Source organism: Sporolactobacillus sp. KGMB 08714 (genome assembly GCF_036598985.1).
Taxonomy (GTDB): Bacteria; Bacillota; Bacilli; order Bacillales; family Sporolactobacillaceae; genus Sporolactobacillus.
On the sequence record NZ_JAUUBW010000021.1, the window covers coordinates 18,005 to 42,608 of the forward strand.

A 24,604-nucleotide genomic window follows, 5' to 3' on the forward strand; every position below is an offset into this window, starting at 1 on the left:
TTGACAAAAACAAATCAAGGCGTTAGAATTATCACAATTAAATAAATCTTATCAAGAGTGGCGGAGGGACTGGCCCTGCGAAGCCCGACAACCAGCACGTCTGAGTGTGTATGGTGTTAATTCCAGCAGATTAAATTCTGGCAGATAAGAAAAGAATCGGCTAAAAGGCTGCTTTCCTTTTTTTCTCCAGGAAAGCAGCCTTTTCACGTGCAGCTCTTTCCAATCTGTAACTCTTTCCGATCTAAGATTTTATTTAATTAAAAATTAAGGGTATAGGGAGAGATCGAAATGGCTGAAGAAGAAAGGCATTATGGTTTCGAAACATTGCAGGTTCACGCGGGGCAGGTTCCAGATCTAACGACACAGTCGCGCGCTGTGCCGATTTATCAGACAACCTCTTATGTTTTCAAAGACGCCGATCAGGCGGCGGATTTTTTTCAGCTGAAAAAGCCGGGCAACGTTTACGGCCGGATCATGAATCCGACTGAAGATGTCTTTGAAAAACGGGTCGCCGAACTGGAAGGCGGATCGGCAGCGCTGGCCACCTCTTCGGGGCTTGCAGCCATTCTATATTCCATTTTGAATGTCGCAAACGCCGGCGACAATATCGTTTCCGCCGAGGCGCTCTACGGCGGGACCTATGAATTGTTCAATGTGACACTCAGGAAACTGGGCATTGATGTCATTTTCGTTGATCAGGATGATCCGGAAAACTTCCGGAAGGCAATCAATGACCGTACTAAAGCACTTTACGGCGAGACGCTGGGCAATCCGAAAATCAACGTGTTTGATACCGAAGCCATTGCCAAAATCGCTCATGAAAACGGGATTCCGCTGATCATCGACAATACGTTCGGCACACCGTACCTGAACCGGCCGATCGATTGGGGCGCCGACGTGGTGGTCCATTCCGCGACAAAGTTCATCGGCGGTCACGGTACAACGATCGGCGGCGTACTGGTTGACGGAGGAAAATTCGACTGGGCGGCAAGCGGCAAATTCCCCGATTTTACGACACCTGACGAAAGCTATGGCGGCCTCGTCTACGCTGATCTGGCCCCTGCCTCCTTCGCAACAAAAGCGCGCGTTCAGCTGCTGCGCAACACGGGCGCAACCCTCGCTCCGCAAAGTGCCTTCTACTTCCTGCAGGGACTGGAATCCCTGTCCGTCCGCGTAGAACGCCACGTTGAGAACGCACGCAAAGTCGTCAAGTTCCTGAAAAACCATCCGAAGGTCACATGGGTCAATTATCCGGAACTCGAAGACAGCCCATATCGTGAGCTTTCGAAAAAATATTTTCCGAAGGGTCCCGGCTCCATCTTCACGTTCGGCGTCAAGGGCGGCCTGGAAGCCGGCAAAACACTGATCAATAACGTGAAACTGTTCTCCCTCCTCGCCAATGTCGGCGATGCAAAATCGCTGATTATCCACCCGGCCAGCACGACACATGCCGAACTGAATGAAGAGGCACAGGCTAAAGCGGGAATTACGCCGGATCTGATTCGTCTTTCCATCGGCATTGAAACGATTGACGACATTATTTACGATCTCGACCAGGCGCTGGCTAAAATCCCTGCAACGGTAGGCAGCAAGTAATCAAAGAGAATAAAGCCGTCTCAAAAACATGGGGGATTGTTCAGAATAAGAGAGCCCTCCGGAACCGCCAAAGTTCCGGAGGGCTTTTTTTATCAGGCAGCCGATCGCGTCTGCTTTATTTGCTGAGGCCGAACCTGCCTTTTTTCAGCATGGTTTCCAGGCCGCCGATTTTGACAAGCGACCGATTTTCAATGATTTTCTTCATGAAAAAGGCCGGATACCCCTTAAGATTCTGGCCCATCACTTGACCGACCGCGTCTTTTCTGCCAAGCGAGCAGACCGTTCCTTTGGATTTATAGATGAAGTTTTTCAATGTGTGCCCTTCGGCCAGTGCCTTCAGGTTATAAGCAGCGTAATCCGCCTGCATTATGGCAATCTGCGCCGTCGTCGGGTAAGGCCGGCCGCTGTCCGGATCAATGACCGCGGAACAGTCGCCGATGATTAGAATATCCGGGTAGCCGGGGACCGTCAGATCTCCATTGACCTGGACCCGGCCCCGCCGCTGTCTGAATCCGGAAGCCGCGATGATGGAACTGCCGCGGACTCCGCCGCCCCAGACAAATGTTCCGGCATGAATCGCATGCAGTTCATCGCCGTTTTTATAATAAACCTGATCCGGCAGCACCCGAACGACACGGCCGGTAACAAATTCTACGCCGCGGGCGCTGAGCTTGCTTGTTCCGTAACCGGCCAGTTTACGATCAAACATCGGCAGCACGGTCGATTCGATACAGACAACACGCACCTTGCTCCCGTCCACATGATAGCGCCGGATCAGTTTCGGCAGACGCTCTGTCAGCTCACCGAGAAATTCGAAGCTGGTAAATCCGGCTCCGCCGACAGCAATGGTCAGCCGTTCGTCCTTATGATCTTCCGCCCATTTGGAAAATTGTTCTTCTATGTGGCGGCGAATGCTCTGCACGGAGGGAATATCGGAAATCGCCAAAGCATATTCTTCAATACCCTGAATGCCGAACGTCTCCGATTCAAATCCAAGGCTGATTAAAAGAAAGTCATAGGAAAGCGGCCCGCCTTGTTTCAAAATCACCTTTTTCCCTTCCCGATCAACCCGAAGCACTGTGTCTTGGACGAACGTTGCCTGTTCTCTGTCGATAACGAAGGAAATCGGATAGCAGATTTTCTCCGCATTGGTCGTCCCCGCGGCCACTTCATGCAGCGATGTTACTTCACAATGGTAGTCATTTTTATTAATGATAACAATATCTGCATTCGGATGAAATTCCTGCAGCCTTTTCAAAGTTCTCAAACCGCCGTAACCTGCCCCAAGAATAACAATTCTTTTTTTTCTCAAAACGGTTCATCCCCTTCATTAATTAAAAATGTGATCATTAATGATTGCTCATTGAAACCATAACAATCCCTTGTCACAAAATGTTCACACTATCTCTACCTTTATTTTAGCCTTGTGTGGAAGCGTTTTCAACTCAATTTATAAAAAAATGTGATTTATATCATATCATTTTCGATTCCATGTAAAAAAGCCTCTCTGCATGATTTTTCCATCACACAAAGAGACCTTAAACTGAAAATAAATAACGATCCGCAGCAGAACGTTTCCAATCGTTTAATAAAAGGTTCCGATACGATAGCTAAGAGGGCGTACGGGAATTGAACCCGCGATCATGGAATGAGAATCCATTGGCTTAACCACTTGCCCAACGCCCTATAAAAACATGCCTGTCCACAAATTTCTTCGCGACATGAACCGTTCAACACGAAGAATATTGTACCATATTAAAAAGAATCATTTCAAGTGTTTTTTTCGAAACGGGGCCTTTTCTGCACCATTAAGGTCAGTATGTTTTTGTGAACCTGAATATTTCTCCCGCCTATCTGAACGATGATCATGGAATCCAGATGCCCATTCTTCGATTGCCCCTTCTGGACCGCAAAGCCCTGCTACTGCGGATACTCCGGTAATTCCGCCTGCAGCTTTTTCAATTCCCGACGGTCAAGCAGACGCTTCGCCGACAGCTTATGATCGCTTGTAATCGGCACCACGCCTAAATGCATATGCGGCGGCGATCCATATGTACCTGCGCATAGGACGCATTGTCCGCCCCATAACGCGCTTTAAAGGAATCCGTCACTGTCCTGAAATAATCCCGTTTGCCATCCGCAGGAACGGGAAAGGCCTCAGCCCCTTCGTCCAAATACGCCTTCTGTTCCTTCAATTCCGGCCTGTCGAATAATTCCGTACTGGCACTGATGAACTGTAGATTCGTACCGCATCTTTCCGAATGGCCCGGTTTGTCTCCACCCCTTCAGCAACCTGAGCATTGATTTTCTCCGGATACGAGATCTTCTCCGCGTTCGCCAAGTCATAGTTCAAATAGGACCACTCCGGATGAATATCCTTGTTTGCATGATTTCTCGTTGATTATGTCATTGCAGTCCTCTGAGATTTCCGAACGTGTACTTTTCCATATGACAGATCACAAAAGCCATGAGCGAGCACCTCTTTTTCGGCCAAGCTTTCATGTAAAGTATAGGTACAATATACTTCACTACGTGAAGCTTGCGTTCTGGCGAGGCTTTCGCGGCTTTGCCGCGCTTATCTTCGGCAAGAAAAAAGAAGCCAGCCCAATGCTGCTACAAAGAACATTTTTTCAAAATACCCAATCTATTAGGTCCGAATAACATTTGAAAAAAATAAAAACTATGTAACAGGATTCGACCATTTTTTAAATGACAAAGGTGTTTTATGGGCATAATTATTTTACATATTCTCAATGCAAACGTATTGTAAGAAATAGTGATGAGATCAAAAATTTTACGGAATTAATTGCTGCAGCCGGAGGGCTAACGAAATCACGTGCTGGTGGTATAGCTGGTTTTGTAGCATATGTGTATGGCTGGTCAACTATACAAAAATCCCAGCCTTTTAGAACAGCAGTAAGAAAACATAAGGGACTGTATATAAAATACACTATGTACTTACCACCATGGGGATATGCGTATTATCATAGTTATACTATTAGCTACAGATAAATATTATCTTAATTAGGCAGGTGGATCCGATGAAAATAATTTTTTCAAATACTTTTTATTATATAGTTATTGGTACTTTAGCTGCCGTATGGGCACTCTCTAAATTTGTGTTTAAATTTGATTCATCAATTACTGATAAGGTCCTTTTCGTTGAGGTTGTGCTTGCTTTAATACTAGTATTTTGTGGAGATTATTGGAAAAGGGAAAATGCTAAAAAAAGAGAAAACTGAAACATTCTCGATGAAAATTTTTAACTTTATTTTAAAAATTGTACTATCCCTCGTTATCGTAGCAACACTTATATTTCCATCCTTTTATGCGCTCGTTTCAAAATCACACATATATCCAGTAATTCTGCTTGCATGCCTACTGTACGTAGCTTTTTCAAAAAGATGATATTTTAACAAGCATCCTAAAAAAGGATGCTTGTTAGCATATCACGCGGCATGGGCTATAACTTGGCGGCGAAAGTCCCCCGCAGGCCGTAGCAGTCGGAACTACTAGTTGAGGACAAGGGTATCCTGTGAGAGAGAATCTGAAGAAAGCTCAAAGCAAAGTACTGGGCTGATGTACAAGAGCCAGCTATAAGGCTGACCGTCATGGATAAGGCTGCTGTACAAACCAAAGTCCGATACCACTCGAAATATCCGCAGTAAAGCTGATCGCCAGAAAAGGAGAGGCCTGGAAGGCCAAAAGCAATCCGGAGCGCGCAGTACCGCTTCTGGCGAAAGTACGGTTGAGAGTAGCCCCTTCTAGTCCTGTCCCGAAATAACCCTGAATAAAGCCTACCTTCGGGTCAGGCGTAATAAAGATGCGGCAGGAATTGACGGGATGACTATAGAAGGAATTACTGTCCTATCTAAAGGAACATCGGGAAGAATTATTAGCATCGCTGCGCAACGGAACCTATAAACCAGCCCCGGTAAAGCGCGTAGAAATAAGAAATACTCAAACCGGATGGTTCCAAACGCAGACTTGACATACCAACAGTTGTCGATCGGATGATCCAACAGGGCTGCGGCCCAAGCCATGATGCCAACGTTTGAAAGGGTGTTCTCAGATCACAGCTTTGGCTTCAGGCCGACCGCATCGCCCATGATGCGATTCGTCAAGTGGTGACGCTCTGCAACCGGGGATGCAGTCTTGAGGCTCTTTTAGGAGAAATCCGGCTGAAAATGAGGGGTTGGCTCCAGTACTACGGCATCGGACAGATGAGGACCTTCATCCAGCGCTTGGATGAAGGTCTCCGTTCGAGAATTCGTCAATAAATCTGGAAATCGTGGAAGAAAATAAAAACCCGGCTTAAGCAACTCCGGAAATTAGGAATATCTAAAACACATACGGTATCCGCTTCGGCCATTCTCGTTCTCAGGTTAGTTGGTTAAGAAAACTTATCCCCGTTTTCGGCATATCGACACCGAAATTATCTGCAACCGTGGCGCCGATATCGGCGAACGTCTGCCGAACCGGCAAGGGCCGGCCGTCCCCCGCAAACTTCGGAGAATAGACAAGCAGCGGAACATATTCCCGGGTATGGTCCGTTCCCCGAAACCCCGGATCATTGCCGTGATCGGCCGTAATCATCAAGAGATCCTCCATCCTTAGTTTCGGCAGCGCCTGCCCCAGCCGGCGGTCAAACGCTTCGAGCGCCCGGCCGAAAAGCACCGGTTCGCGCCGGTGTCCGTATTTTGCATCGAAATCGACCAGATTGGTGAAAGAAAGTCCGTGAAAATCGCGATCGAGCACCTGATTAAACTTATCCATGCCGTCATCGTTGCTGACTGTATGCCATCCTTGCGAAATGCCGTGGCCGCTGAAAATATCGTTGATTTTTCCAATCGCCAGTGAATCGAAGCCGGCTTTTTTCAGATGATCCATCACCGTTTCTTCAGGAGGTTCGAGCGTCAGGTCGCGGCGGTCCGCCGTCCGTTCGAAATTGTCGGCGCGATCGCCGATGTACGGCCGCGCGATGACGCGTCCGAGGCGGTATGGTTCGGCGATCGTCAGTCTGCGGCTGTATTCGCAGATATCATAGAGTTCCCGGAGAGGAATGACCTTCTCGTGCGCGGCAATCTGCAGAACCGAGTCGCCCGATGTATACACAATCAATTCTCCGGTTTTCATCTGCCGCTCGCCGAACTTTCTGATGATCTCCGTTCCGCTTGCCGGTTTGTTCCAGAGCACTTTACGCCCGCTGTACGATTCAATTTTTTTGATCAGCTCGTCGGGGAATCCATTCGGAAAGGTGTGCAGGGGAGTCATCACCGGCAGGCCCATCATCTCCCAGTGCCCGTCCATACTGTCCTTTCCGGCAGATATTTCGTGCATTTTCGTATAATAAGCGGCAGGATGCTCCTGAACCGCCACCCCTTGCAGCGGTTGGTCCGGCCGGATATTCGAAAGTCCCAGCTTCTCCAGATGCGGCACATGCAGCCCGCCGATCGCTTCCGCAGTATGCCCGAGTGTGTCGCATCCTTCGTCGCCGTATTTTCCCGCATCGGATGCCTCGCCGATCCCTACCGAATCCAGCACAATGATGTGAATCCGCTTAAATTTTTCAGACATACCCCCGCCTCCTGTTTGATAACAACAAAATTCCGGTTCCGCCGCCTGTATGTATTGATGCAGCAGCAGTTTAATCAATGTTATTTTACCACATTCGGCGGAAAAGCTATCCCTCCTTTGAAATCGGGAACATGCACCGGAATTCAAAAATCATTTAACACCCTTTTAACTCAATGAAAAGGCGCAAAAAAGCTCCGGAACTTCAGCGGCGAAATATCGCCGCAAAGACTCCGGAGCTCTCTGAACCGGCTGTACCTTTACTCATTCTGGTATTGTCTTGAAGCTTCCTTGAGATGGACCAGATCGACAAGCAGCGAATGATAGGGAGCCTGCAGCCCGTGTTTTTCAGCGAGCCGGACAACGGCGCCGTTGATATAGTCGACTTCTGTCGGCCGGTTCGTGGTCATGTCCTGATGCATGGACGGGTAGTGAAGCGGGTTGGCCACCTTTGATACATACATGACCTGCTCGACCAGTTCATCGCGGCCCATTTCCATTTGAATGCCTTCGGCGTCCAGGGCATCATACGCTTCGTAGATCAGTCTTTGCGACATCACTTCCGCATTTTTGTACGCAGCGAACTGCCCCATCTTGATATTCATTAATGTACACAGCGTATTGACGACGGAGTTAAAAACGAGTTTGGTCCAGACGGTTCCTTTATAATCCGTCCGGACAGCCGGGTGCATGAGCGCCTTTTCCATTTCATCGGCAACTTTATAGATGAAAGCGTCCGGCTCGCCTTCCATTTTTACAATATTTACATGTCCCGTACCGCGTTTCCCGATAAAATCCACCTTCCCGGGGCCTTTCATAACGGTTGCAATCATCGCCGTCCCGGCTATAATTCTCTTTTTGTCGACAAATTGAGCAATGTCTTCGGCACCCCCATAGCCGTTCTGGTTCGTCAGAACATACGTATTCTTGCCGATAAAATGTTTGCAACGTTCCATGATCTCAATCGTGTGCATGTCTTTAATAAAAAAGATGACAAGTTCCGGCTGATCGTGGTACTCTTCCGGATAACAGACTTTGATCTCAACCCTGTGCGGATCCTCTCCGTCCCGGGTGACCTCCACGCCGTGATTTTTCCGAATCGCTTCCACGTTCGGCTCCCATGTATCGACAAACTGCACGTCGTTCCCCGCTTCCTGCAACAGAACGCCGTACCTCAATCCCATTGCACCGGCACCAATGACTACGATCTTCATCCTTTTTCGTCTCCTTTTTGTTCTATATATAGCATAATCTGTAAAACCGAAGGAACACAGGAGCGGCAAGCAAAAGCCTCATCCAGATCATACTGAATGGGGCTTTCCCGCAAAGTCCCGCAGCGAAACGGAAGGCTCAGACAAACATTGATTCGGCCAACGTCTGCCGGGCCCTAATGAAGCAGAATACTGAATCCCTTTTCGTTTCTCCGCACACGGAACATATTTAAGATCCTTTCAATAAAAACAAAAGATTTTGACAAGTGTCATTATTTTACTTGATTAAGTTATTAAAGTCAATGTGAAATAATAACGTTCAGCCGGCAAAAATGAGCAATAAAAAACGGCCATGCCAGTATCCCCGGCAAGACCGTTTTTTCATTCCGAATCAAACGAATCGTTTTATTTTACGGCCACTTCAGGCAGCTTGACTTCCGCTCTGCCCAAATCTTTACCGTTAATTGCTGCATCGAAATTGTCAAAACTTGTCGAAATCATGTTGGAAACCGCTTCGTCCGTCATCGCCGCAACATGAGGCGTAATCAGTACTTTCGGATAAAGCTCGACGAGTTCCTTGATCGTTGCATCAGGGAACGCACTGCCGTCCGAGAAGTCCTTGCCGAAGAAGCGCGCTTCATCGGTCAGCACGTCTGCGCCGAAACCGTCCAGCTTGCCGCTTTTAATAGCCTTAATGACAGCCGCTTCATCAACCAATTCGCCGCGGGCGGTGTTGATCAGGATCGCGCCGTCCTTCATTTTACCGATAAAATCTTCACTGACAAAATTTTCGTTCTTGCCGGGGAAGTAAGGAAGGTGCAGGCTGACAATATCGGATTCGGCAAGCAGTGCATCCAGTTCTTTGAATTCTACCAGTTTCTTGGCGAAGTCGCTCTGGAAAATATCATAGCCGAGCAGCTTGGCGCCGAGGCCTTTATAAAGTTCGGCTTCCACACAGCCGATATGGCCTGTGCCGACGATGCCGACCGTGCTTTTACGAATTTCATGGCTGAACATCGTTTCCGTCACCTGAAAATTCAGCTTTGCCGTTCTGCCCGTCGTATAAACTGTGTGGCGGGACAGGGACAGGCCGAGCGAAACCGCCAGTTCCGCAATCGCATTCGGCGAATAAGCAGGAACACGGGCCACTTTCATACCAAAATCAGCAGCAGCCTGCAGATCGATATGGTTGAAGCCCGCCGTACGCGTAAATACATATTTAATGTCGAATTCTTTAAATTTTTTCAGATTTGCACGATCAGCCAGGCAGTTAACAAACAGAAGCACACCATCATGACCCTTTGCCAGATCGCCGTTATCCGCCGTGAGCAGGTCATTGACCAGAGTCAGCTCGTAGCCGTACTTGTTTAATTCACCATACAAGTGTTCTTCATAAGGTTCAACGCCATATGCAATGATTTTAAAAGCCATGCTGAAACATCCTCCTAAAAATGATTTTTGCTTCCTCATTCCGGTCATGAGACTACCAACCTGTTTCTCTCGTCTGTGAAAAAATAAATTTCGTGATAACTTTCACAAGAAAAGTAAAATCAAGTATCAGATGCCTTGCCATTGATCCGCTTTTCTTACTTTTCCCTTGCCGGAGAAAAATATCATGAAATCTTTTTTCATGTCAAAATTATATCATTGCTTTAATTGAACTACAATCAACTTGAGTGCCGAAAAAATGATTTTTTTGTGAATATCTTCGCAATATCATTTCACACCTCCTTTGCCCATCTCCGGCCCGATCGGATAATATATGAATACCCGGCGGACGGCTTCACCAAACCTGACCGGCGGCCGGACCTGCATTTCAGATTATTCCGTAACCCTCTATCATACGTCCATACCATCCGTTTTCTCCTTCATATCCTATTTTACGTAAGCATAAAGGAGGAACAGAGATGCAAAAGAGAGAGCAGCGATCAATCGCTGTCATCGGTCTGGGATTCGTCGGGTTACCCTTATGCCAGCTGTTTCTGCAAAACGGGTACACTGTCCACGGGATCGATGTGGACGAGGCGAAATTGAAGAGTATCCACACGGGTAACAGCAACAATCCGGACGTCGACGGCCATTTTATACAGCAAACCATCCGGGAAAACCGTTTTTTCCTTCATCATACAGGTAAGGGCATTGCCGGGGCCGAAGCCGTCTTTATCTGCGTACCGACACCGCTGACCGGCAGCGGTAATCCGGACCTGATCTTTGTCAAAAAAGCAGTTGAAAACATTTTGCCGCATCTGGAAGCCGGGCAGCTCATCTGTCTGGAAAGCACAACCTATCCCGGAACCACGGACGAATTAATCCTGCCCCGGCTTGAAGAAAAAGGATTGACAGTCGGCAAAGACATTTTTCTCGCCTATTCCCCGGAACGGATCAACCCCGGCAGCCATATTCGCTGAAGAAAATTCCAAAAGTTGTCGGCGGAACCACTCCGCAATGCCTCGGCCGAATCAGTGCCATCTACCGCAGCGTTTTTGACGAAGTATTCGAGGTTTCCTCAACACGTGCGGCAGAGATGACAAAAATTCTGGAAAATACGCAGCGTTTTATCAATATTTCTTTCATCAACGACTTTGCCATTCTTTGTGAAAAAATGAATATTAATGTATACGAAGTGATCGAAGCGGCAAGCACCAAGCCGTACGGATTTTCCCGCTACACACCTTCGGCAGGAATCGGCGGCCATTGCATTCCGGTCGACCCGCTCTATCTGTCCTGGAAGGCGAAAGAATACAACCATGAGACGCCTTTCATCCATACGGCAGACGCGGTCAACAAAAAGATGCCGCAGTACGTCACTGCTAAAATCAAGAACTTTCTTAAAGGCAGAAAAACCGTTTCGCCGCCGTCGATTCTGCTGGTCGGCGTCGCCTATAAAAAAGATATCGGCGACGTCCGGGAGTCTCCCGCGATTCCGATCATTCGATTATTAGTGAAGGACGGTTTCCGTGTCGACTATTATGATCCCTTTGTGCCCTCCCTGACCGTCGATTCCACAGAATATGTTTCGATCGATCAATCCGCGCTCGCCACCGCGCATTACGATCTGGCGGCTGTCATCACGGATCACAGCACAACCCCTTATGAAACCATTAAGTCGCATATTCCGGTTGTCATCGACACAAAACAGTTTTTTCTCCCCGCTTCAGGCACAAGGTCATGAAAAAAGGAGCGACAAATGGATGAAGAAGATACTCATTACGGGAGGCGCCGGTTTCATCGGTTCCCATCTCGCTGAATATTTGCTTAAAAGAGGTTATTCTGTAACCGTCGTCGATAATTTATCCAATGGAACGACGGCCTATTTAAAAGACGTGCTCGGCCATCCGTCTTTCGCCTATCATCAGGGATCCGTCCTTGACCGGGAACTGATGGACCGGCTGATCAAAGATCATGATGCGGTCTACCACATGGCGGCCGTCCTCGGTGTGAAAAACACGGTGGACGATCCGCTCAAAGTGATCGAAGGAAACATTGACGGCACGCGGATGATTCTGGAGCTGGCCGATCATTATCAAAAAAAAGTCATCTTCGCTTCGACATCGGAAATATACGGGAAAAATCCCCGGCTTCCCTACGCGGAGGATTCGGACCGTCTGCTCGGCGATCCGTCGATTCATCGCTGGTGCTACGCGACGGCGAAAGCACTGGATGAGCACCTCTGCTTCGGCTACGCCAAAAAAGGCCTTCCGGTAACCGTGGTCCGGTTCTTTAATGTTTACGGGCCGCGTCAGACCTATTCGGCATACGGCGGCGTCATCCCGATTTTTATCACAAAGGCGCTGAGCGGAAAACCGATCCCGATCTTTGGAGACGGCCGCCAGGTTCGCAGCTTCGGCTACGTCGGCGATGTTGTTAAGGGACTGGAAGCCGCGCTGAGCCCCGCAGCCGATCATCAGGCGATTAATCTCGGTGCACGTGAGCCGATGACGATCAGCGAACTGGCAAAAAAAATTGCTGCGCTGACCGGCAGTGAAGCCGGTTTTGAATATATCCCCTATCAAAAAGCGTACGGCGATGGATTTGAGGAAATTCCTGCCCGGATTCCTTCGCTGGATAAGGCCGGGAAACTGCTTAACTACACGCCGGCCACTCCATTTGCGACAGGACTGAAGGAGACCATCGACTGGTACCGTATGCAGATCGCAAAGGCCCATCATGACGAGCCCGCGGAGCATTGATCCGGAACAACCGTCGGCCAATCAAAATGCCGGAACCGATGAGGCGCTTATCCGATCGGACAGAGAACGGCTGCAGTCACTGCTCGTACTGTCATTTTGCCTTGGAGAACAGTGTTCAGGCATCCGGTTGAAAGACTTTGTCAAACTGCTCATTATTTTATTCTATCTGTATGCTTTCGCCGGCATTGAAAATGCCGGTGAAAGCGACAGGCCCGGGCCGGATTGTTAAATCCTTCCCGGGTTTTTCATTGTTCCGCACCGGCCGGAAAGAGCCGGGCCTGTCCATCTGCCCGAAACGCTTTATTCCCGGATGCACGATAAAGGTTATCCATAGCTGCCGCTATGGATAACCCTTCTCTTTTCAAAAGCACTTTCCAGCAGTGAAAGCCTGCCGATCAGCAGACTTCCGGGCGAAGCCGGCGACTGGGTCGCGGCGGCCGGGACGGCTCCCCGCAGGATGACGCGGCGCTTATGTCCGGCCGCTTATATGATTGATATATATCCGCTTAATTCCATGCTTTCCCTCATGTCAATAAATGCCGGCCTTGCCTTGTGATTTCCTCGCTCTTCCCCGTTCCATATCCGTTCCGCACGGCAGGACTATTGATCCGAGCCGGATTTAAAAACGGGATCGTAGTTGATGACTTCTGCAATAATCGGCGTGCCCTTAGCAATATCCGAACCGCCGGGAACGGTGATCATCAAGTTGCCGACACCCGTTTCACCCGCTGTATAGGCAAAATTATCGTCCATCTGTATCACGCCGTTAATATAGACGTTCAGATAACTGTTATTCAGATTTAACGGCGGAAGGGATTCTACGGTTTCACCCGAGTCATCGAAAAATTTAGCCGTGTCGATTTTTACAATCGTCCGTTCGGCAATCGGCTCTTCCAGTTCATAGAAAAAACGGGTAATGGTCGGAGAGAGCACGATCTCCGGAGCTGAAGAAAATACAGGTTTGATAATTTTGAGGCCCACCACATTTCCCCCTTTTTTAATGTTCCATACAACATATGCAGAAATGAAGGAACGGTCATTGGCAAACAAACGCCTGACAAAAGATAAGAAATGAACCCAGCGGCAACTCACGTTATCCCGGATTCCTTATATATTATTAACGACGATACAATGATTTCAGGGAGCGTATGCAAATGAGACACAACGATTATGAAACGGGGGCTCGTACATCCTCTATTCCCCGTCCCTTCCTTTCCTATCCGCGGACCGGGCAGGGGCAGGCCCGTTTATTTATCACCCCCCTGAAAGCCGTGACGACCGAATTTTACACCGTGTCCGATGGCCGGAAAAGGGTGTACACGGAAAAAGATGCCATGGAGGGTTACGGAATTCAGCGAATTTTAAGTTCCGATGAGGTGTCCTACACGAATCTTTTCATCAACGGCATTCTGCAATCCAGGCTGAGTTACACTGTTGAAACCGGAAAACTGAAATTAAAAACGGAGGATGTGCCCGAGAAGGGGACGCCTATTATTCTGCAGATGATAACACTTTAACCGCCCGGAGAAGCTGCGGCGCCGGCCGGTCCAGTCAGCGTTTTCATCAATGATGGCAACAATTCCGCCTGATCTCAGATAGCCGCCTACACGATTATTGCCGCCTGATAATACAGTTAGAGTACAGACCTTCATGGGAGAGATGCAGACTATGAAAATATTGCTGGCTACCTACTGGCCGATTCCGCACGTAGGCGGCGTTTGGACCTACATGTCCCAATTAAAAACAAAACTGGAATCATACGGACATGAAGTCGATTTACTTGGCTATGACGAAGCAAACATCAACGTTACGATGCTCAGCAAAGGGCAGGTGATCGGAAGAGACAAAATAATTCCGCTGATCACCGCCAATCTGACTCCGGAAAACTACCCGGCCATGTATGTCAATTTTCTTGTCAAATGGACTGAATTTCAACGGTATGTCTATGAATTGAGCGCGGCCTATTTCGGCATAAACGATTACGACATCATTCATACGCAGGATATTTTATCGACGATCGGGATCAGCCGGATAAAGAATAAGGAGATTCCGCTCGTGGCAACACTTCACGGCTCCGTTGCCCACGAAATCAGGCGCCAGCTGCTGACCATCCACAAGTCGGACACCTCGTACATGGCCCGGGCCTATTACGATGATCTGGAGCGCGCCGGGGCTGTTGCCGCCGACACGACCATTGTCTGCAACCAGTGGCTGCGGAATGTCCTGACCGGGGAATTCAATGTTCCCGATCAGCAGCTTAAGGTGCTGCACTACGGATTCGACACCGAAAATTTTCTGCGCAGGATGAAGGAAAAGACATCGGTGGAACGTCCCAAAGATAAAAAAGTGATCATCTACACCGGGAGGCTGGTGGAGCTTAAAGGGCTCAATTATCTTCTGTCCGCGCTCGGTGAATTAAAGAAAGTAAGAAACGACTGGGAATGCTGGATAGTCGGCAGTGGTGAAAAAGAAGCAGAATTGCAGAACCAGTCTTTTTCTCTCGGTCTGACTGATTCTGTGCGCTTTCTCGGAAAAAGAAACGACGTTCCGGCTCTGCTCGCTCATTCCGATATACTCGTTCTCCCGACACTGATTGAAAATCAGCCGCTTTCGGTCATTGAAGCACAGATAGCCGGTAAAGCGATTATCGCCAGCGATGTCGGCGGTGTGCCGGAAATCATCAAACACGGAGTGACAGGGCTGCTTACTCCGCCCAAAGACATTCAAATGCTTAGCAGCCAGATCAACCTCCTGCTTTCAGACGATCGCTTCCGGAAAAAGCTGGGCTCCAATGCCAAAAGATGGGGCATGACCCACTGGTCGATGGATAAAGGCGTCAAAAAACTGATAGATGTTTACCAGCATGCCATCTATCGTAAGAAAATGGGGTGAGGAAATGAGTCATTTCATCGATTCGATTAAATATCTGATCTTTCTCTTCTGCTGGAAAATCGCCGGTTTCTGGAAAAAATTATGGTTCCGGAAAAAAAGCGAAACGGACGCAGTCCTGCCCGATCAGCAAGCTGAAATTGTTTTAATAAATATAGATCAATATCGTTCTTTATTCGCGGCCCCTACCGCTCATCCCGAAATCTTCATGCCGAAACCCGTCTTTGAAAAAATCATCCGCACACTGCCCGCTAACTATGTGATCCCCGACCTGGCCGCCCTGAAAAAAGTGATCGAAGCGTATCATCGGCCGCCCGCACCTGAAATACAGCGGTTTTCAGAAGGCCTGGCCGCCGATTACCGGGTACTGGAAAAAATCAAGTCGTCTCTGCCTGCCGACTACATTTTTCCATTACCTGTGAACTTAAAAACGAATCAGCCCGCCCAGCCGACGATCAGCGCCATCAGCACGATTCCCGCCGGTGCTTTCCCTGCAGCCGACCCGGATCAGGCGGTCCATACCGACACCGGAATTCCCGGCCTGATAACGCTGACGATCCCTGCAGCTCCTGCCGAAGCGCTTTCAAATCAGAAAATCATGAAGCCCGTGTCCGGCCAGGAGAACGCCGGTTCCGCCGACGACTACAAATTTGTCTTTCTGAAATAAAGGGAGGACGATCCGGGACCGGCAAAGTATCTCTTTGATTTTTAATGACGGACCCTCATACCATGAAATAAAGCGGGCGATACCGGGGTAAATTCAAACAGGATTCTGATTATTCACACTTATTGGCAGAAAATCATTTACTGATAATTCTCTGCCGATTACTATTGAATCACAGGCTATTTACTGTCGATTGTTCCGGATATTCTGCGCAGGTTTTTTAATATAGAGTGAATAGAAAATGAGGAGGGAAACCGTGAAAGCTGTCGTAACCGGCGGAGCCGGATTTATAGGTTCTCATCTTGTCGACGGTTTGATTGCCAGAGGCGATGAGGTGCATATTATTGATAATTTAAGATCGGGACGGCTGGAAAATGTTCATCCGCAAGCGGTTATTCATATCGAGGACGTTACCGGCGCAAAAGCCGGAGCGCTTATTTTACAGATCAGGCCCGATGTTGTCTTTCACTTGGCCGCCCAGGCCGATGTCACGACATCGGTTCTGGATCCTGGGCTTGACGAGACGATCAATATCAGCGGAACCATCCATGTACTGGAAGCCTGCCGTCTCGCCCGCGTAAAAAAGATTATTTTCGCTTCCACCTCTGCCGTATACGGCGACATCCGAAAAAGCCCGGTCTCAGAAACAGACCGGACCGCACCGATTTCTTATTACGGCCTGTCCAAACAGACGGCTGAATCTTACATCCGTCTCTACCGGCGATTTTATCGGCTTCCCTACACAATCCTCAGATACGGCAATGTCTACGGACCGAGACAGGTTGCTAAGGGCGAAGGCGGAGTCGTAGCCGTTTTCCTGAATAAGCTTCGAAAGAACGAACCTTTGAAAATTTTCGGAGACGGTGAACAGACACGCGATTTCGTTTATGTCAGAGACATCGTCCGCGCCAATATCGCGGCAATCGATAAAGGGGATGGCGAAACTATTCATGTCAGTACCGCGCAAAGCACATCCCTTAATCAGCTCATCGAAATCCTGCGCCGCTTACACGGTTCTCCGATTAAAACAGAGTATGGCGATGCCAAACCGGGAGACATCAGGCACAGCTGTCTGGATAACCGCAAGGCCGGACAGCTTCTCGGCTTTGCCCCGTCCTTCAGCGTCCCGGAAGGGCTGCGCGAGACTTATACAGCCGAGACGGCGCACGGTGCCTCCGGTCGCGGCAGACAGCCGTAACCCATTTCCCGCCCCCATAGGACGGCCGATGATCATCCGAAAAAAAGAATGACGGGCCGTGAATTAAAAGGCTGTCCGTACTTGTTAAAATGGGAACATACAAAACCGCGCCCTGCACAGACTTTGCCGATCCGTTTAATTCACATATTTATACGTATTGCTGATCATATCCAGCTTCGCGATTTTACCGCTCGCTTTGTAATAGCGGAAAAATCCGATCGCAGGAGCCGTGTTGGGATCCGCTGCGCTGTCGTTTTGGTGATTTTCCCGCAGCTCAATCGAGTAGTAGGCACCATCATTCGTCGTATCGATATAAACCTGATCGGGCGAATATCCGGCGGCTTTGATCACTGCCGCTTCCGCCTCTGCCTGAGTGACCGTGTGAACACTGCTGCCCGGCTGAGACGAACCGGAAACCGCGCTGCTTCCGCCTGAATCCGCCGACTGTGCGGCAGACGCCCCGGCCTGTCCGCCCGCGGATGTGCCGGAGCTGCCTGAAACGGATTCGGCGGCCGGCTGCAGTTTGATTGCCGCAGTCGAGCCCGTCTCTTTCTGCCCATTTTTAAGTGCCCTATCCCTGATTTCCTGAGCTTGAGTCAGCACTGCGTGATCGACGGCCGGCCGATTGATTAACCGGCCGGCTGAATCAATGGCTCCGCTCAAATCTCCCTTTTTCAGCGATGCTTCGGCAGACTTAAGAGCCTGCGTCTCCGCAAGCAGAGCCGTTGCCTGCTTGTCAGCCTTTTTATCCGCCAAAGCTGTTTCAAAAGCCGTCGCCGCGTGATCATAATTGCCGGCAGTCACTGCGTTTAAACCTTCTTTCATCGCCTGATTGTAAGCTGTATCTGCCCCGCTCCCGCATGCAGCAAGCATAAGCATCGCGGTCAAAATGACAGCTGTCATAATTTTTTTCATAGCGGCCTCCCAATCTGCTGCGTCGTGACTGTACCTTTCGGTCGTCTTACCGTACCCGATATAAAATACAGGCTGCCTCCCTAAGTATCACCGGCTCAGATCCGTCTTTTTCGAATAAAACCGATTCGGGCAGCAATCATGGGTAAGGAAAATGTATGATTCTTATCTATCGAATAACCGCTTCATCATTGGTAATCCTGTGCCAACTGCCTGAATGCTTCCAGTGAGCGTTCAACCTTTTCCGTAGGGATGCAATAGGCAATTCTGAAATAGCCGGGACATCCGAAACTATCGGCCGGAACGAGAATGAGATCATACTTTAACGCCCGGCTGCAGAACCGGCCCGCGTCTTCTTCCATTGCCTTCGGGAACATATAAAATGTTCCTCCCGGCTTGACGCAGGAGAATCCGAAACCGGTCAGTGCCCCGTACAGAATATTCATGTTTGTTTCATACACGGACAGATCCGCAGTCAGATCGACCACTTCCGCCACGGCAAGCTGAATGATCGAGGGCGGGCAATTATGGCCGATGCCTCTTGAGATCTGCCCGCACATCTCCACAATCAGCTCCGCATCTTTGCACGCGGGATTGACCGCAAGATAACCGATGCGTTCGCCGGGAAGCGACATCGACTTGCTGAAAGAGTAACAGGTGATGGTGTTATGATAATACTTGGCGGTATAGGGCGCATCCACATGCTTGAAGACGATTTCCCTGTAAGGTTCGTCCGAGATCAGGAAGATATCATGTCCGAATTCGCGTTCTTTCTCTGTCAGAAACGCCGCCAGCTTCTCAATTGTTTCCGTCGAGTATACAATTCCGGACGGATTGTTCGGCGTATTGATTAATACAGCCATGACTTTGGATGAAAACATTTTTTCAAATTCGGGAAAATTGATTTGAAAACCGACGGTATCCGCCGGAACAATCTTCAGAACAGCACCCGTTTTATTGACATAAGGATTATACTCCGGAAAATACGGGGCGAAGGTCATCACTTCGTCCCCTTTTTTCGTCACGGACCGAAGCGCATGGGCGATCGCACCTGCAGCTCCCGACGTCATAAAAATATGTTCTTTTTCATAGTCCATTCCGAAACGTCTGTTTAGAGATGCCGCAATTTTTTCACGGACCGAAGAGATACCCAAACTCGGGCTGTATCCGTGGACCGCTGCCGAATTTTTGCTTGCCGCCAGTTCAATCAGTTTATCGGTAAAGGCCTGCGGCACCTGAACAGACGGGTTGCCCAGACTGTAATCAAAAACTTTTTCATAGCCGATTTCTTTGGCCCTTTCCGTACCATATTCGGAAAGTTCCCTGATAACCGACTTCTTGCCCAGCATCTGTTTATATTCCTCAGCGATCATGTCCGTCTTCCTCTCCTGTCCCCCGGTGATCCGGTTGTTCAGTCTTTTTTTACGCCTGTCCCTGCAGAGCGGCCGTACAGCACCGGCACCGGCCGGGACAACGTGTCTACCTTTTATTATAACGTCCTTTCTGCGGCTGAAAAAGCCTGTTTTTTTACGCTGCGGCTTCGATGACCCGGCAAGGCGAAAATGTTCCGCCGCCGGCCGGCCTTCCCATTCAAATGGACTCATTGCCGAACCGGCGCGACTGCCGATAAACAAAATCCAGCCAGTGTTCCCTTTTCCCGGCGCTGCTCCCTTTCATCCCCGTCAGCATCATTCTTTTCACCGGACGAATGCCGCAGAACTGAAGGATATCTTTGCTGATGACCTTCCATTCGACATCCCCGCGCATCAGCCGGTCGTACCAGGCCGGAGCGTCCATCGAATAAATCACCTAGGCCGTCTTCCCTTTCAGGAGCCCCTTCGGCAGGAGTCCTTCGTAGACATAGGCAAAACCGGCGACAAATACTCTGTCAAAAAAACCTTTCAAGACGGCCGGAAAACCGTTCCACCAGACCGGATAGATAAAAATATAGTGGTCCGCCTCCTTTAACAATGTACGATAGCGTTCCGTCCCAGGATCGTCTTTCAAGTCCCTTCTTCGGTGTTTTACGTCAAAAGTTAATACGGGATTAAAGCGTTCCTGGTATAAGTCGATCGTTGTCACATCGTGACCGGATTCCCGAAACCCTTTTTGAACCTGTTCCAGCACCGCGTGATTAAAGCTGTTCGGATTGGGATGTGCGTAAATAATGAGAACATTCATCTGCGTATCTCCTTCGGTGAAATTATTTACTCTCGAAGCCGCGATCTTTCAAAGTTTCCGAGATCGGCTGACCTTGCATAAACCGGGACAGCAGCGTGCACATAAGCTCAAGTTCATCTTCCGAATAGATATGATTCAACTGATTGTACATTTGCCGTTCTATGTTTTCTACAGACCGTTCTTTTTCTTCACCGGCCGCCGTGAGCCGAAGCGTCACATACCTGAAATCCTTCGCATGGACGATTTTTCTGGCCAGGCCGTCCCGGACCATACGCTCGACAAGCCGTGACGGACTGCCCGATTCGCAAATCAGCAGTCTTCCGAGTTCTTTAAGGGAGATCCCCCTCCTTTCGTGCAAAACGCGTAGCACCTCGGCCTGCGCTGCGGTCAGGCCGAGCTCCTTCAGCATCTCGTTAAGCTGCCTGTTCCCCTGGCGCTGCGCCGCCAGAATAAGATAACGCAGTGTTTCGGCTTTATCATTCGTTTTCATTTAAATCCCTTCACACGCAAAGATTTCATTTCATGAAGATCGGCTGCAAGATAGATGACCAATCATTTATTATATAATAGGTGACCAATCATTTACTGTCAACCCTTACTCCTGTGGGACATGCCCGGGCACCTGAACAGAAAACGATGATTAAAAACCGATTGAAACGCAGCCTGTAATGAATAGGCTGCCGTCAGTTCCGCTGCACAATGGGACGGAAGCAGCCGGGAGGCTGTCCTGAAAACTGCCTGATATTCTGCAGGCATAATCGACAGTTTTTGCGTTTTTGTCGTATAATATATGACGATACATGGAGCGAATGAAAAAAGCTCGTATATTTACTTGCTGGAAAGCGCTGTCAAAGTCCGGCAGAATCGGACTGTTTCCGCCTGACGCCCGAAGGCCATTGCCATTTGTGCAGGCAATCTCTCCGATCTATTCCCGTAAATATACATTTTCGTCGAAAATTGACAATAATCGGCGCGTCTATTTATTTTTTATTATACAGATATGGACGGACATGCCATATAAAATGGATATTTCCTCAGCTCATGTATCCAGCCGACTGCGGCGCGAAACACCATCGATTCTTCCGAAAAGCGATCGCTTGCACGAGAGCCGGCCTATTCCGCCGAATGTTCATGTGATCGGCGGTTTATTTCTCCGGAAAAGAGGGATATCCTGCACAGACAGGCGTTACATGGCATAAACATCTGATCTTTTTCCTCGGCCCGCCGTGTATTTCTGTGAATCGCGACTAAAATCGCCGGGAAACACTGAGACATCATCGGCAGGAAGCAAAATATCAACTGTCACCGGCAGAATATCGGCAGTAAACGGACTGGAATCAATAAGTGCAAATGATCAGAACAGTACGGCCGGCCCTGATTGATGGATCAGCTGAGGCCGGGGGTTGACCCACTGGTGTGCCCGGTTTATCGATCAGGACCGGGAATTTATCGGCCAGCGCAGAAAGTTTATCGGTCGTCACGCTTGGTTTATCGACCGGAAGGCGCGGTTTATCGGCTGTCACCGGAAGTTTTTCGGCCTTTACATCCGCTTTATCGACCGCTGCGGAAGTTTACGGTCGCGGAAACGCCCTCTGTCTTTCAGCGGTCTCAGGAAAAGTTGATGATCATCTGACGGCATAGCAGGAAAATGAGCTTAAGAGATACTCATATAATATAAATAAAAGAGTGATTCATTGTGCATCGGTTCTCAACTTTCATCATGAAGGGCTGCGTCCGCGCTTTTCTTTTGTCGCTGATAACGGCGGCCCTGTTTATCGTTCCTTTCATTGTCCGCGGCCATGGCATCTTATACGTCGTCGATGATTTTAATCTTCAGCAGATTCCTTTTAATATTCTTTCTAATGAAGCGATAAAATCCGGAAATGTTTTCTGGAATTGGAACACGGATCTCGGCAGTCAATTTATTGGCGCGTATAGTTTCTATACACTGGGCAGTCCGTTTTTCTGGTTATCGTGCCTGTTCCCCGCAAAATTTTTCCCTTATATGGTCGGTCCGCTGCTTATCTTAAAGTTCGCCGTCGCCGGGGCAGCTTCCTACGCCTATTTCCGTCGTTTTATAAAACGTGACGGTGCAGCGCTGATTGGTTCACTGCTGTATGCGTTTTCCAGCTTTCAGCTCAGCGCGATTACTTTTAATCATTTTATTGATGTAACGGCCCTGTTTCCGCTGCTCCTTTTAGCGTTTGAAAAGCGGCTCCATGGCGAAGGGAAGGGACTGCTCGCTTTAATGGTTGCCCTGTCGGCGTTTCTTAATTACTTTTTCTTCGTCGGTGAAGTTGTTTTTCTGATCTTGTACTTTATTGTCAGACTGCTCTCTAAAAAGATAGTATTAACGTGGAAGCGTTTTTTGCCGCTGATCTTTGAAAGTGCTGTCGGCGTTGGCCTATCCTCTATCCTTCTGCTTCCCTCTGTCTTATTTGTGGCTCAGAATCCGCGTGTCAGCCAGAACGTTCATTTAGCAGGTTTATCGAATGCTGTTTACGATTGGGCTACCTATTTGAAAATACTGGCCGGACTGTTCATGCCCGCCCAAGTGGAGCATAAGTGGTCAATTTTAACACCGTCTGATTTTTCGTCCGTCCATGCCTTTTTGCCGCTGTTTGGATTTGTGTTAATCGTTATCTTTGTGCAATTAAACCGCAAGAGCTGGATGCTTAATTTGATGGCTGTGTGTCTGACATTCGCCTTAGTCCCCGTGCTGAATACACTGTTTTATGCAGGCAACACCAATTATTGGTACTGCCGTTGGTATTATATGCCGATTCTGATTATGGCGCTGGCCTCGGCAAAAGTTCTGGACGAGAAAGCGTCCATTGTGTCTATCCGATCAGCCTTTAAGTTTACCATTTTTCTCTATAGTGCCTTTTTGCTGAGTCTTATTCTGTATGCCGCGGATAAACATCAGGAAATTGTTGAAAACGAACAGATGATGCTGTATCAAATACTGCTGCTGATTTTCGGGCTTATAGCTTCCTGGGGATTGCTGCGTAACCGCAATCAGTCAAATTTTTATAAAAAAACTGCTGTATGGACGATCATTTTTGCCGCTCTTTCAGGAGCCTATGTCCTTTACGGCAATGAAACGCTCTATCCGCCCGCTAAGGATTTTACCAGAGTCTATACAAAATCTTCTCAATCGATCCATCTGCCGACGAAAGGAACCTATCGGACAGATACGTTACACGCTTATCGCAATGTCAGCATACTGCTGAATCAGCCGGCAATACAATCCTTTAATAGTACAGTAAACGGCTCGATTTTTTCATTTTATGCTTCTGCCGTCGGTGCAGGAAGAGGTTATCAGTCACAGATAAGCGATCAATTTTTCGCGCTGCGTCCTTTTTTATCGGTCAAATATATTCTTGTTATGAACGCCTCTGCACTGACCCCTCCGTTCGGGAATTTCGGTCAAACAGCACTTCCCGATTTGGTGAAAGTTAACCGGGCGGGAGCTTACACAATATATCGTTCCAAAGATTACATCCCGTTCGGATTCACTTTCGATCATGCCATTTCAATGGCGGCGTTCATGAAAACAAATCCTGTTCAGAGACACTTGCTGTTATTAAAAGGCCTTGTGCTCAACGATCAACAAATGAAAACTTACGCCTCCGTTCTGCCGCCCTTGCCGAATGCGGCACTGAACGATCTGTCGATGAGGACATATCGGCGCGACGTGGCCGACCGAAAGCAGGAAGCGGGGCAGTCGTTTACGCGCGACAATCACGGTTTTACCTCACATATTAAACTTTTTCGGAATAATCTCGTATTTTTCAGCGTACCGTACGACCCGGGCTGGACAGCGACCGTCAACGGGAGGCCGGCAAAAATTGAAAATGTTGATTCCGGTCTGATGGCGGTTCAAGGCAGCCGCGGCAATGATACGATTCGGTTTAATTTTGTTCCGCAGGGCCTGATACTGGGAATAAAAATTTCCATATTTTCCATGGCCGTGCTCATCCTTTATTTATTTTCTAAGACTGTTTCCCGCAAATTTCTGCGCAGGCTGCCTGCAGCCAAAAAAGAATCTTTCTAATTGGGGTATGAATAGGCCCTTTCTGCTATAGAGCATCTGTCTAAAAGGCTGCTTTTCCTCTTCAATTTACCGCAGCCGGTGGACTGCCGCCTGCCCGTACAGTCGATTCTTTATAAATAAAAGGCCCGCTGA

Annotated in this window: 22 protein-coding genes, 1 tRNA gene, 2 pseudogenes and 1 riboswitch; of the genes and pseudogenes, 13 read left to right on the top strand and 12 right to left on the bottom strand. The window is 48.7% G+C overall.

Features of this window, described 5'->3' with window-relative positions; genetic code table 11:
• Positions 1-45: 45 nt before the first annotated feature.
• Positions 46-151: riboswitch (SAM riboswitch) on the top strand.
• A gap of 137 nt (positions 152-288) precedes the next feature.
• Complete coding sequence (locus tag Q6A92_RS10365) at positions 289-1,596, top strand: O-acetylhomoserine aminocarboxypropyltransferase/cysteine synthase family protein (RefSeq protein WP_274399075.1); 1,308 nt, start codon at positions 289-291, stop codon at positions 1,594-1,596.
• A 115-nt stretch (positions 1,597-1,711) separates the two neighbouring features.
• On the opposite strand, the gene Q6A92_RS10370 is transcribed toward Q6A92_RS10365, so the two are convergent.
• The 4 genes and pseudogenes from Q6A92_RS10370 to Q6A92_RS20310 all read right to left on the bottom strand — a co-directional run.
• Entirely contained in the window at positions 1,712-2,908 is a 1,197-nt protein-coding gene (locus Q6A92_RS10370; protein ID WP_274399077.1) for an NAD(P)/FAD-dependent oxidoreductase, read from the bottom strand.
• 302 nt (positions 2,909-3,210) lie between these two features.
• Positions 3,211-3,282, bottom strand: a tRNA-Glu gene (locus tag Q6A92_RS10375).
• Between the two features lie 234 nt (positions 3,283-3,516).
• Complete coding sequence (locus Q6A92_RS20305) at positions 3,517-3,630, bottom strand: plasmid recombination protein (protein ID WP_443029719.1); 114 nt, start codon at positions 3,628-3,630, stop codon at positions 3,517-3,519.
• Positions 3,631-3,787: 157 nt separating this feature from the next.
• Positions 3,788-3,979, bottom strand: a pseudogene (locus Q6A92_RS20310) (plasmid recombination protein); the annotation flags it as partial.
• Between the two features lie 658 nt (positions 3,980-4,637).
• On the opposite strand from Q6A92_RS20310, the gene Q6A92_RS10380 reads away from it, so the two are divergent.
• Complete coding sequence (locus Q6A92_RS10380) at positions 4,638-4,838, top strand: hypothetical protein (RefSeq protein ID WP_274399079.1); 201 nt, start codon at positions 4,638-4,640, stop codon at positions 4,836-4,838.
• 885 nt (positions 4,839-5,723) lie between these two features.
• Positions 5,724-5,876 carry a group II intron maturase-specific domain-containing protein gene (locus Q6A92_RS10385; protein WP_332238110.1) on the top strand — a complete coding sequence of 51 codons (153 nt, stop codon included), beginning with the start codon at positions 5,724-5,726 and terminating at the stop codon, positions 5,874-5,876.
• Positions 5,877-5,976: 100 nt separating this feature from the next.
• Here the strand turns inward: Q6A92_RS10385 and Q6A92_RS10390 are convergent, their stop codons facing one another.
• From Q6A92_RS10390 to Q6A92_RS10400, 3 genes are all read right to left on the bottom strand, one after another.
• On the bottom strand, positions 5,977-7,173 hold the full coding sequence (locus Q6A92_RS10390; RefSeq protein ID WP_332238074.1) for a phosphopentomutase: 1,197 nt from the start codon (positions 7,171-7,173) through the stop codon (positions 5,977-5,979).
• A 257-nt stretch (positions 7,174-7,430) separates the two neighbouring features.
• A complete protein-coding gene (locus Q6A92_RS10395; RefSeq protein WP_332238075.1) occupies positions 7,431-8,384 on the bottom strand; it encodes a ketopantoate reductase family protein in 954 nt (317 codons plus the stop codon).
• A 402-nt stretch (positions 8,385-8,786) separates the two neighbouring features.
• The gene (locus tag Q6A92_RS10400; protein ID WP_332238076.1) at positions 8,787-9,812 is read right to left on the bottom strand and encodes an NAD(P)-dependent oxidoreductase; all 1,026 of its coding nucleotides are present in this window, start codon (positions 9,810-9,812) and stop codon (positions 8,787-8,789) included.
• A 476-nt stretch (positions 9,813-10,288) separates the two neighbouring features.
• Between Q6A92_RS10400 and Q6A92_RS10405 the strand changes: the two genes are divergently transcribed.
• The 4 genes from Q6A92_RS10405 to Q6A92_RS10420 are packed head-to-tail and all read left to right on the top strand — an operon-like array spanning position 10,289 to position 12,800.
• Positions 10,289-10,789 carry an NAD(P)-binding domain-containing protein gene (locus Q6A92_RS10405; RefSeq protein WP_332238077.1) on the top strand — a complete coding sequence of 167 codons (501 nt, stop codon included), beginning with the start codon at positions 10,289-10,291 and terminating at the stop codon, positions 10,787-10,789.
• Positions 10,790-10,839: 50 nt separating this feature from the next.
• On the top strand, positions 10,840-11,553 hold the full coding sequence (locus tag Q6A92_RS10410; protein WP_332238111.1) for a nucleotide sugar dehydrogenase: 714 nt from the start codon (positions 10,840-10,842) through the stop codon (positions 11,551-11,553).
• A 19-nt stretch (positions 11,554-11,572) separates the two neighbouring features.
• Positions 11,573-12,571, top strand: a complete 999-nt coding sequence (locus Q6A92_RS10415; RefSeq protein ID WP_332238078.1) for an NAD-dependent epimerase/dehydratase family protein — start codon at positions 11,573-11,575, stop codon at positions 12,569-12,571.
• Positions 12,549-12,800 carry a hypothetical protein gene (locus tag Q6A92_RS10420; protein ID WP_332238080.1) on the top strand — a complete coding sequence of 84 codons (252 nt, stop codon included), beginning with the start codon at positions 12,549-12,551 and terminating at the stop codon, positions 12,798-12,800. Before Q6A92_RS10415 ends, Q6A92_RS10420 begins: the two co-directional genes overlap by 23 nt.
• Positions 12,801-13,171: 371 nt before the next feature.
• Here Q6A92_RS10420 and Q6A92_RS10425 read toward each other — a convergent pair whose 3' ends face one another.
• A complete protein-coding gene (locus Q6A92_RS10425; RefSeq protein ID WP_274399089.1) occupies positions 13,172-13,552 on the bottom strand; it encodes a DUF4183 domain-containing protein in 381 nt (126 codons plus the stop codon).
• Positions 13,553-13,725: 173 nt separating this feature from the next.
• Here Q6A92_RS10425 and Q6A92_RS10430 point away from each other — a divergent pair, with 173 nt between their 5' ends.
• The 4 genes from Q6A92_RS10430 to Q6A92_RS10445 all read left to right on the top strand — a co-directional run bounded on the left by Q6A92_RS10430 (position 13,726) and on the right by Q6A92_RS10445 (position 17,322).
• A complete protein-coding gene (locus tag Q6A92_RS10430) occupies positions 13,726-14,088 on the top strand; it encodes a DUF4183 domain-containing protein (protein ID WP_332238082.1) in 363 nt (120 codons plus the stop codon).
• Positions 14,089-14,239: 151 nt separating this feature from the next.
• Entirely contained in the window at positions 14,240-15,463 is a 1,224-nt protein-coding gene (locus Q6A92_RS10435) for a glycosyltransferase family 4 protein (protein WP_332238084.1), read from the top strand.
• A gap of 4 nt (positions 15,464-15,467) precedes the next feature.
• Entirely contained in the window at positions 15,468-16,127 is a 660-nt protein-coding gene (locus Q6A92_RS10440) for a hypothetical protein (protein ID WP_332238085.1), read from the top strand.
• 253 nt (positions 16,128-16,380) lie between these two features.
• Positions 16,381-17,322 carry an NAD-dependent epimerase/dehydratase family protein gene (locus tag Q6A92_RS10445; protein WP_332238087.1) on the top strand — a complete coding sequence of 314 codons (942 nt, stop codon included), beginning with the start codon at positions 16,381-16,383 and terminating at the stop codon, positions 17,320-17,322.
• 135 nt (positions 17,323-17,457) lie between these two features.
• Here Q6A92_RS10445 and Q6A92_RS10450 read toward each other — a convergent pair whose 3' ends face one another.
• The 4 genes and pseudogenes from Q6A92_RS10450 to Q6A92_RS10465 all read right to left on the bottom strand — a co-directional run bounded on the left by Q6A92_RS10450 (position 17,458) and on the right by Q6A92_RS10465 (position 20,905).
• Complete coding sequence (locus tag Q6A92_RS10450; RefSeq protein WP_332238088.1) at positions 17,458-18,237, bottom strand: hypothetical protein; 780 nt, start codon at positions 18,235-18,237, stop codon at positions 17,458-17,460.
• A gap of 185 nt (positions 18,238-18,422) precedes the next feature.
• Positions 18,423-19,607, bottom strand: coding sequence for a pyridoxal phosphate-dependent aminotransferase (locus Q6A92_RS10455; protein ID WP_332238112.1), 1,185 nt, complete (start codon positions 19,605-19,607; stop codon positions 18,423-18,425).
• A 217-nt stretch (positions 19,608-19,824) separates the two neighbouring features.
• Positions 19,825-20,415: pseudogene (locus Q6A92_RS10460) on the bottom strand (NAD(P)H-dependent oxidoreductase).
• A 22-nt stretch (positions 20,416-20,437) separates the two neighbouring features.
• Complete coding sequence (locus tag Q6A92_RS10465) at positions 20,438-20,905, bottom strand: MarR family winged helix-turn-helix transcriptional regulator (RefSeq protein ID WP_332238089.1); 468 nt, start codon at positions 20,903-20,905, stop codon at positions 20,438-20,440.
• A gap of 913 nt (positions 20,906-21,818) precedes the next feature.
• Here Q6A92_RS10465 and Q6A92_RS10470 point away from each other — a divergent pair.
• Together Q6A92_RS10470 and Q6A92_RS10475 are read left to right on the top strand one after the other, a co-directional pair.
• Positions 21,819-22,037 carry a hypothetical protein gene (locus tag Q6A92_RS10470; RefSeq protein WP_332238091.1) on the top strand — a complete coding sequence of 73 codons (219 nt, stop codon included), beginning with the start codon at positions 21,819-21,821 and terminating at the stop codon, positions 22,035-22,037.
• Between the two features lie 74 nt (positions 22,038-22,111).
• Entirely contained in the window at positions 22,112-24,472 is a 2,361-nt protein-coding gene (locus tag Q6A92_RS10475; protein WP_332238092.1) for a YfhO family protein, read from the top strand.
• Positions 24,473-24,604 lie beyond the last annotated feature (132 nt).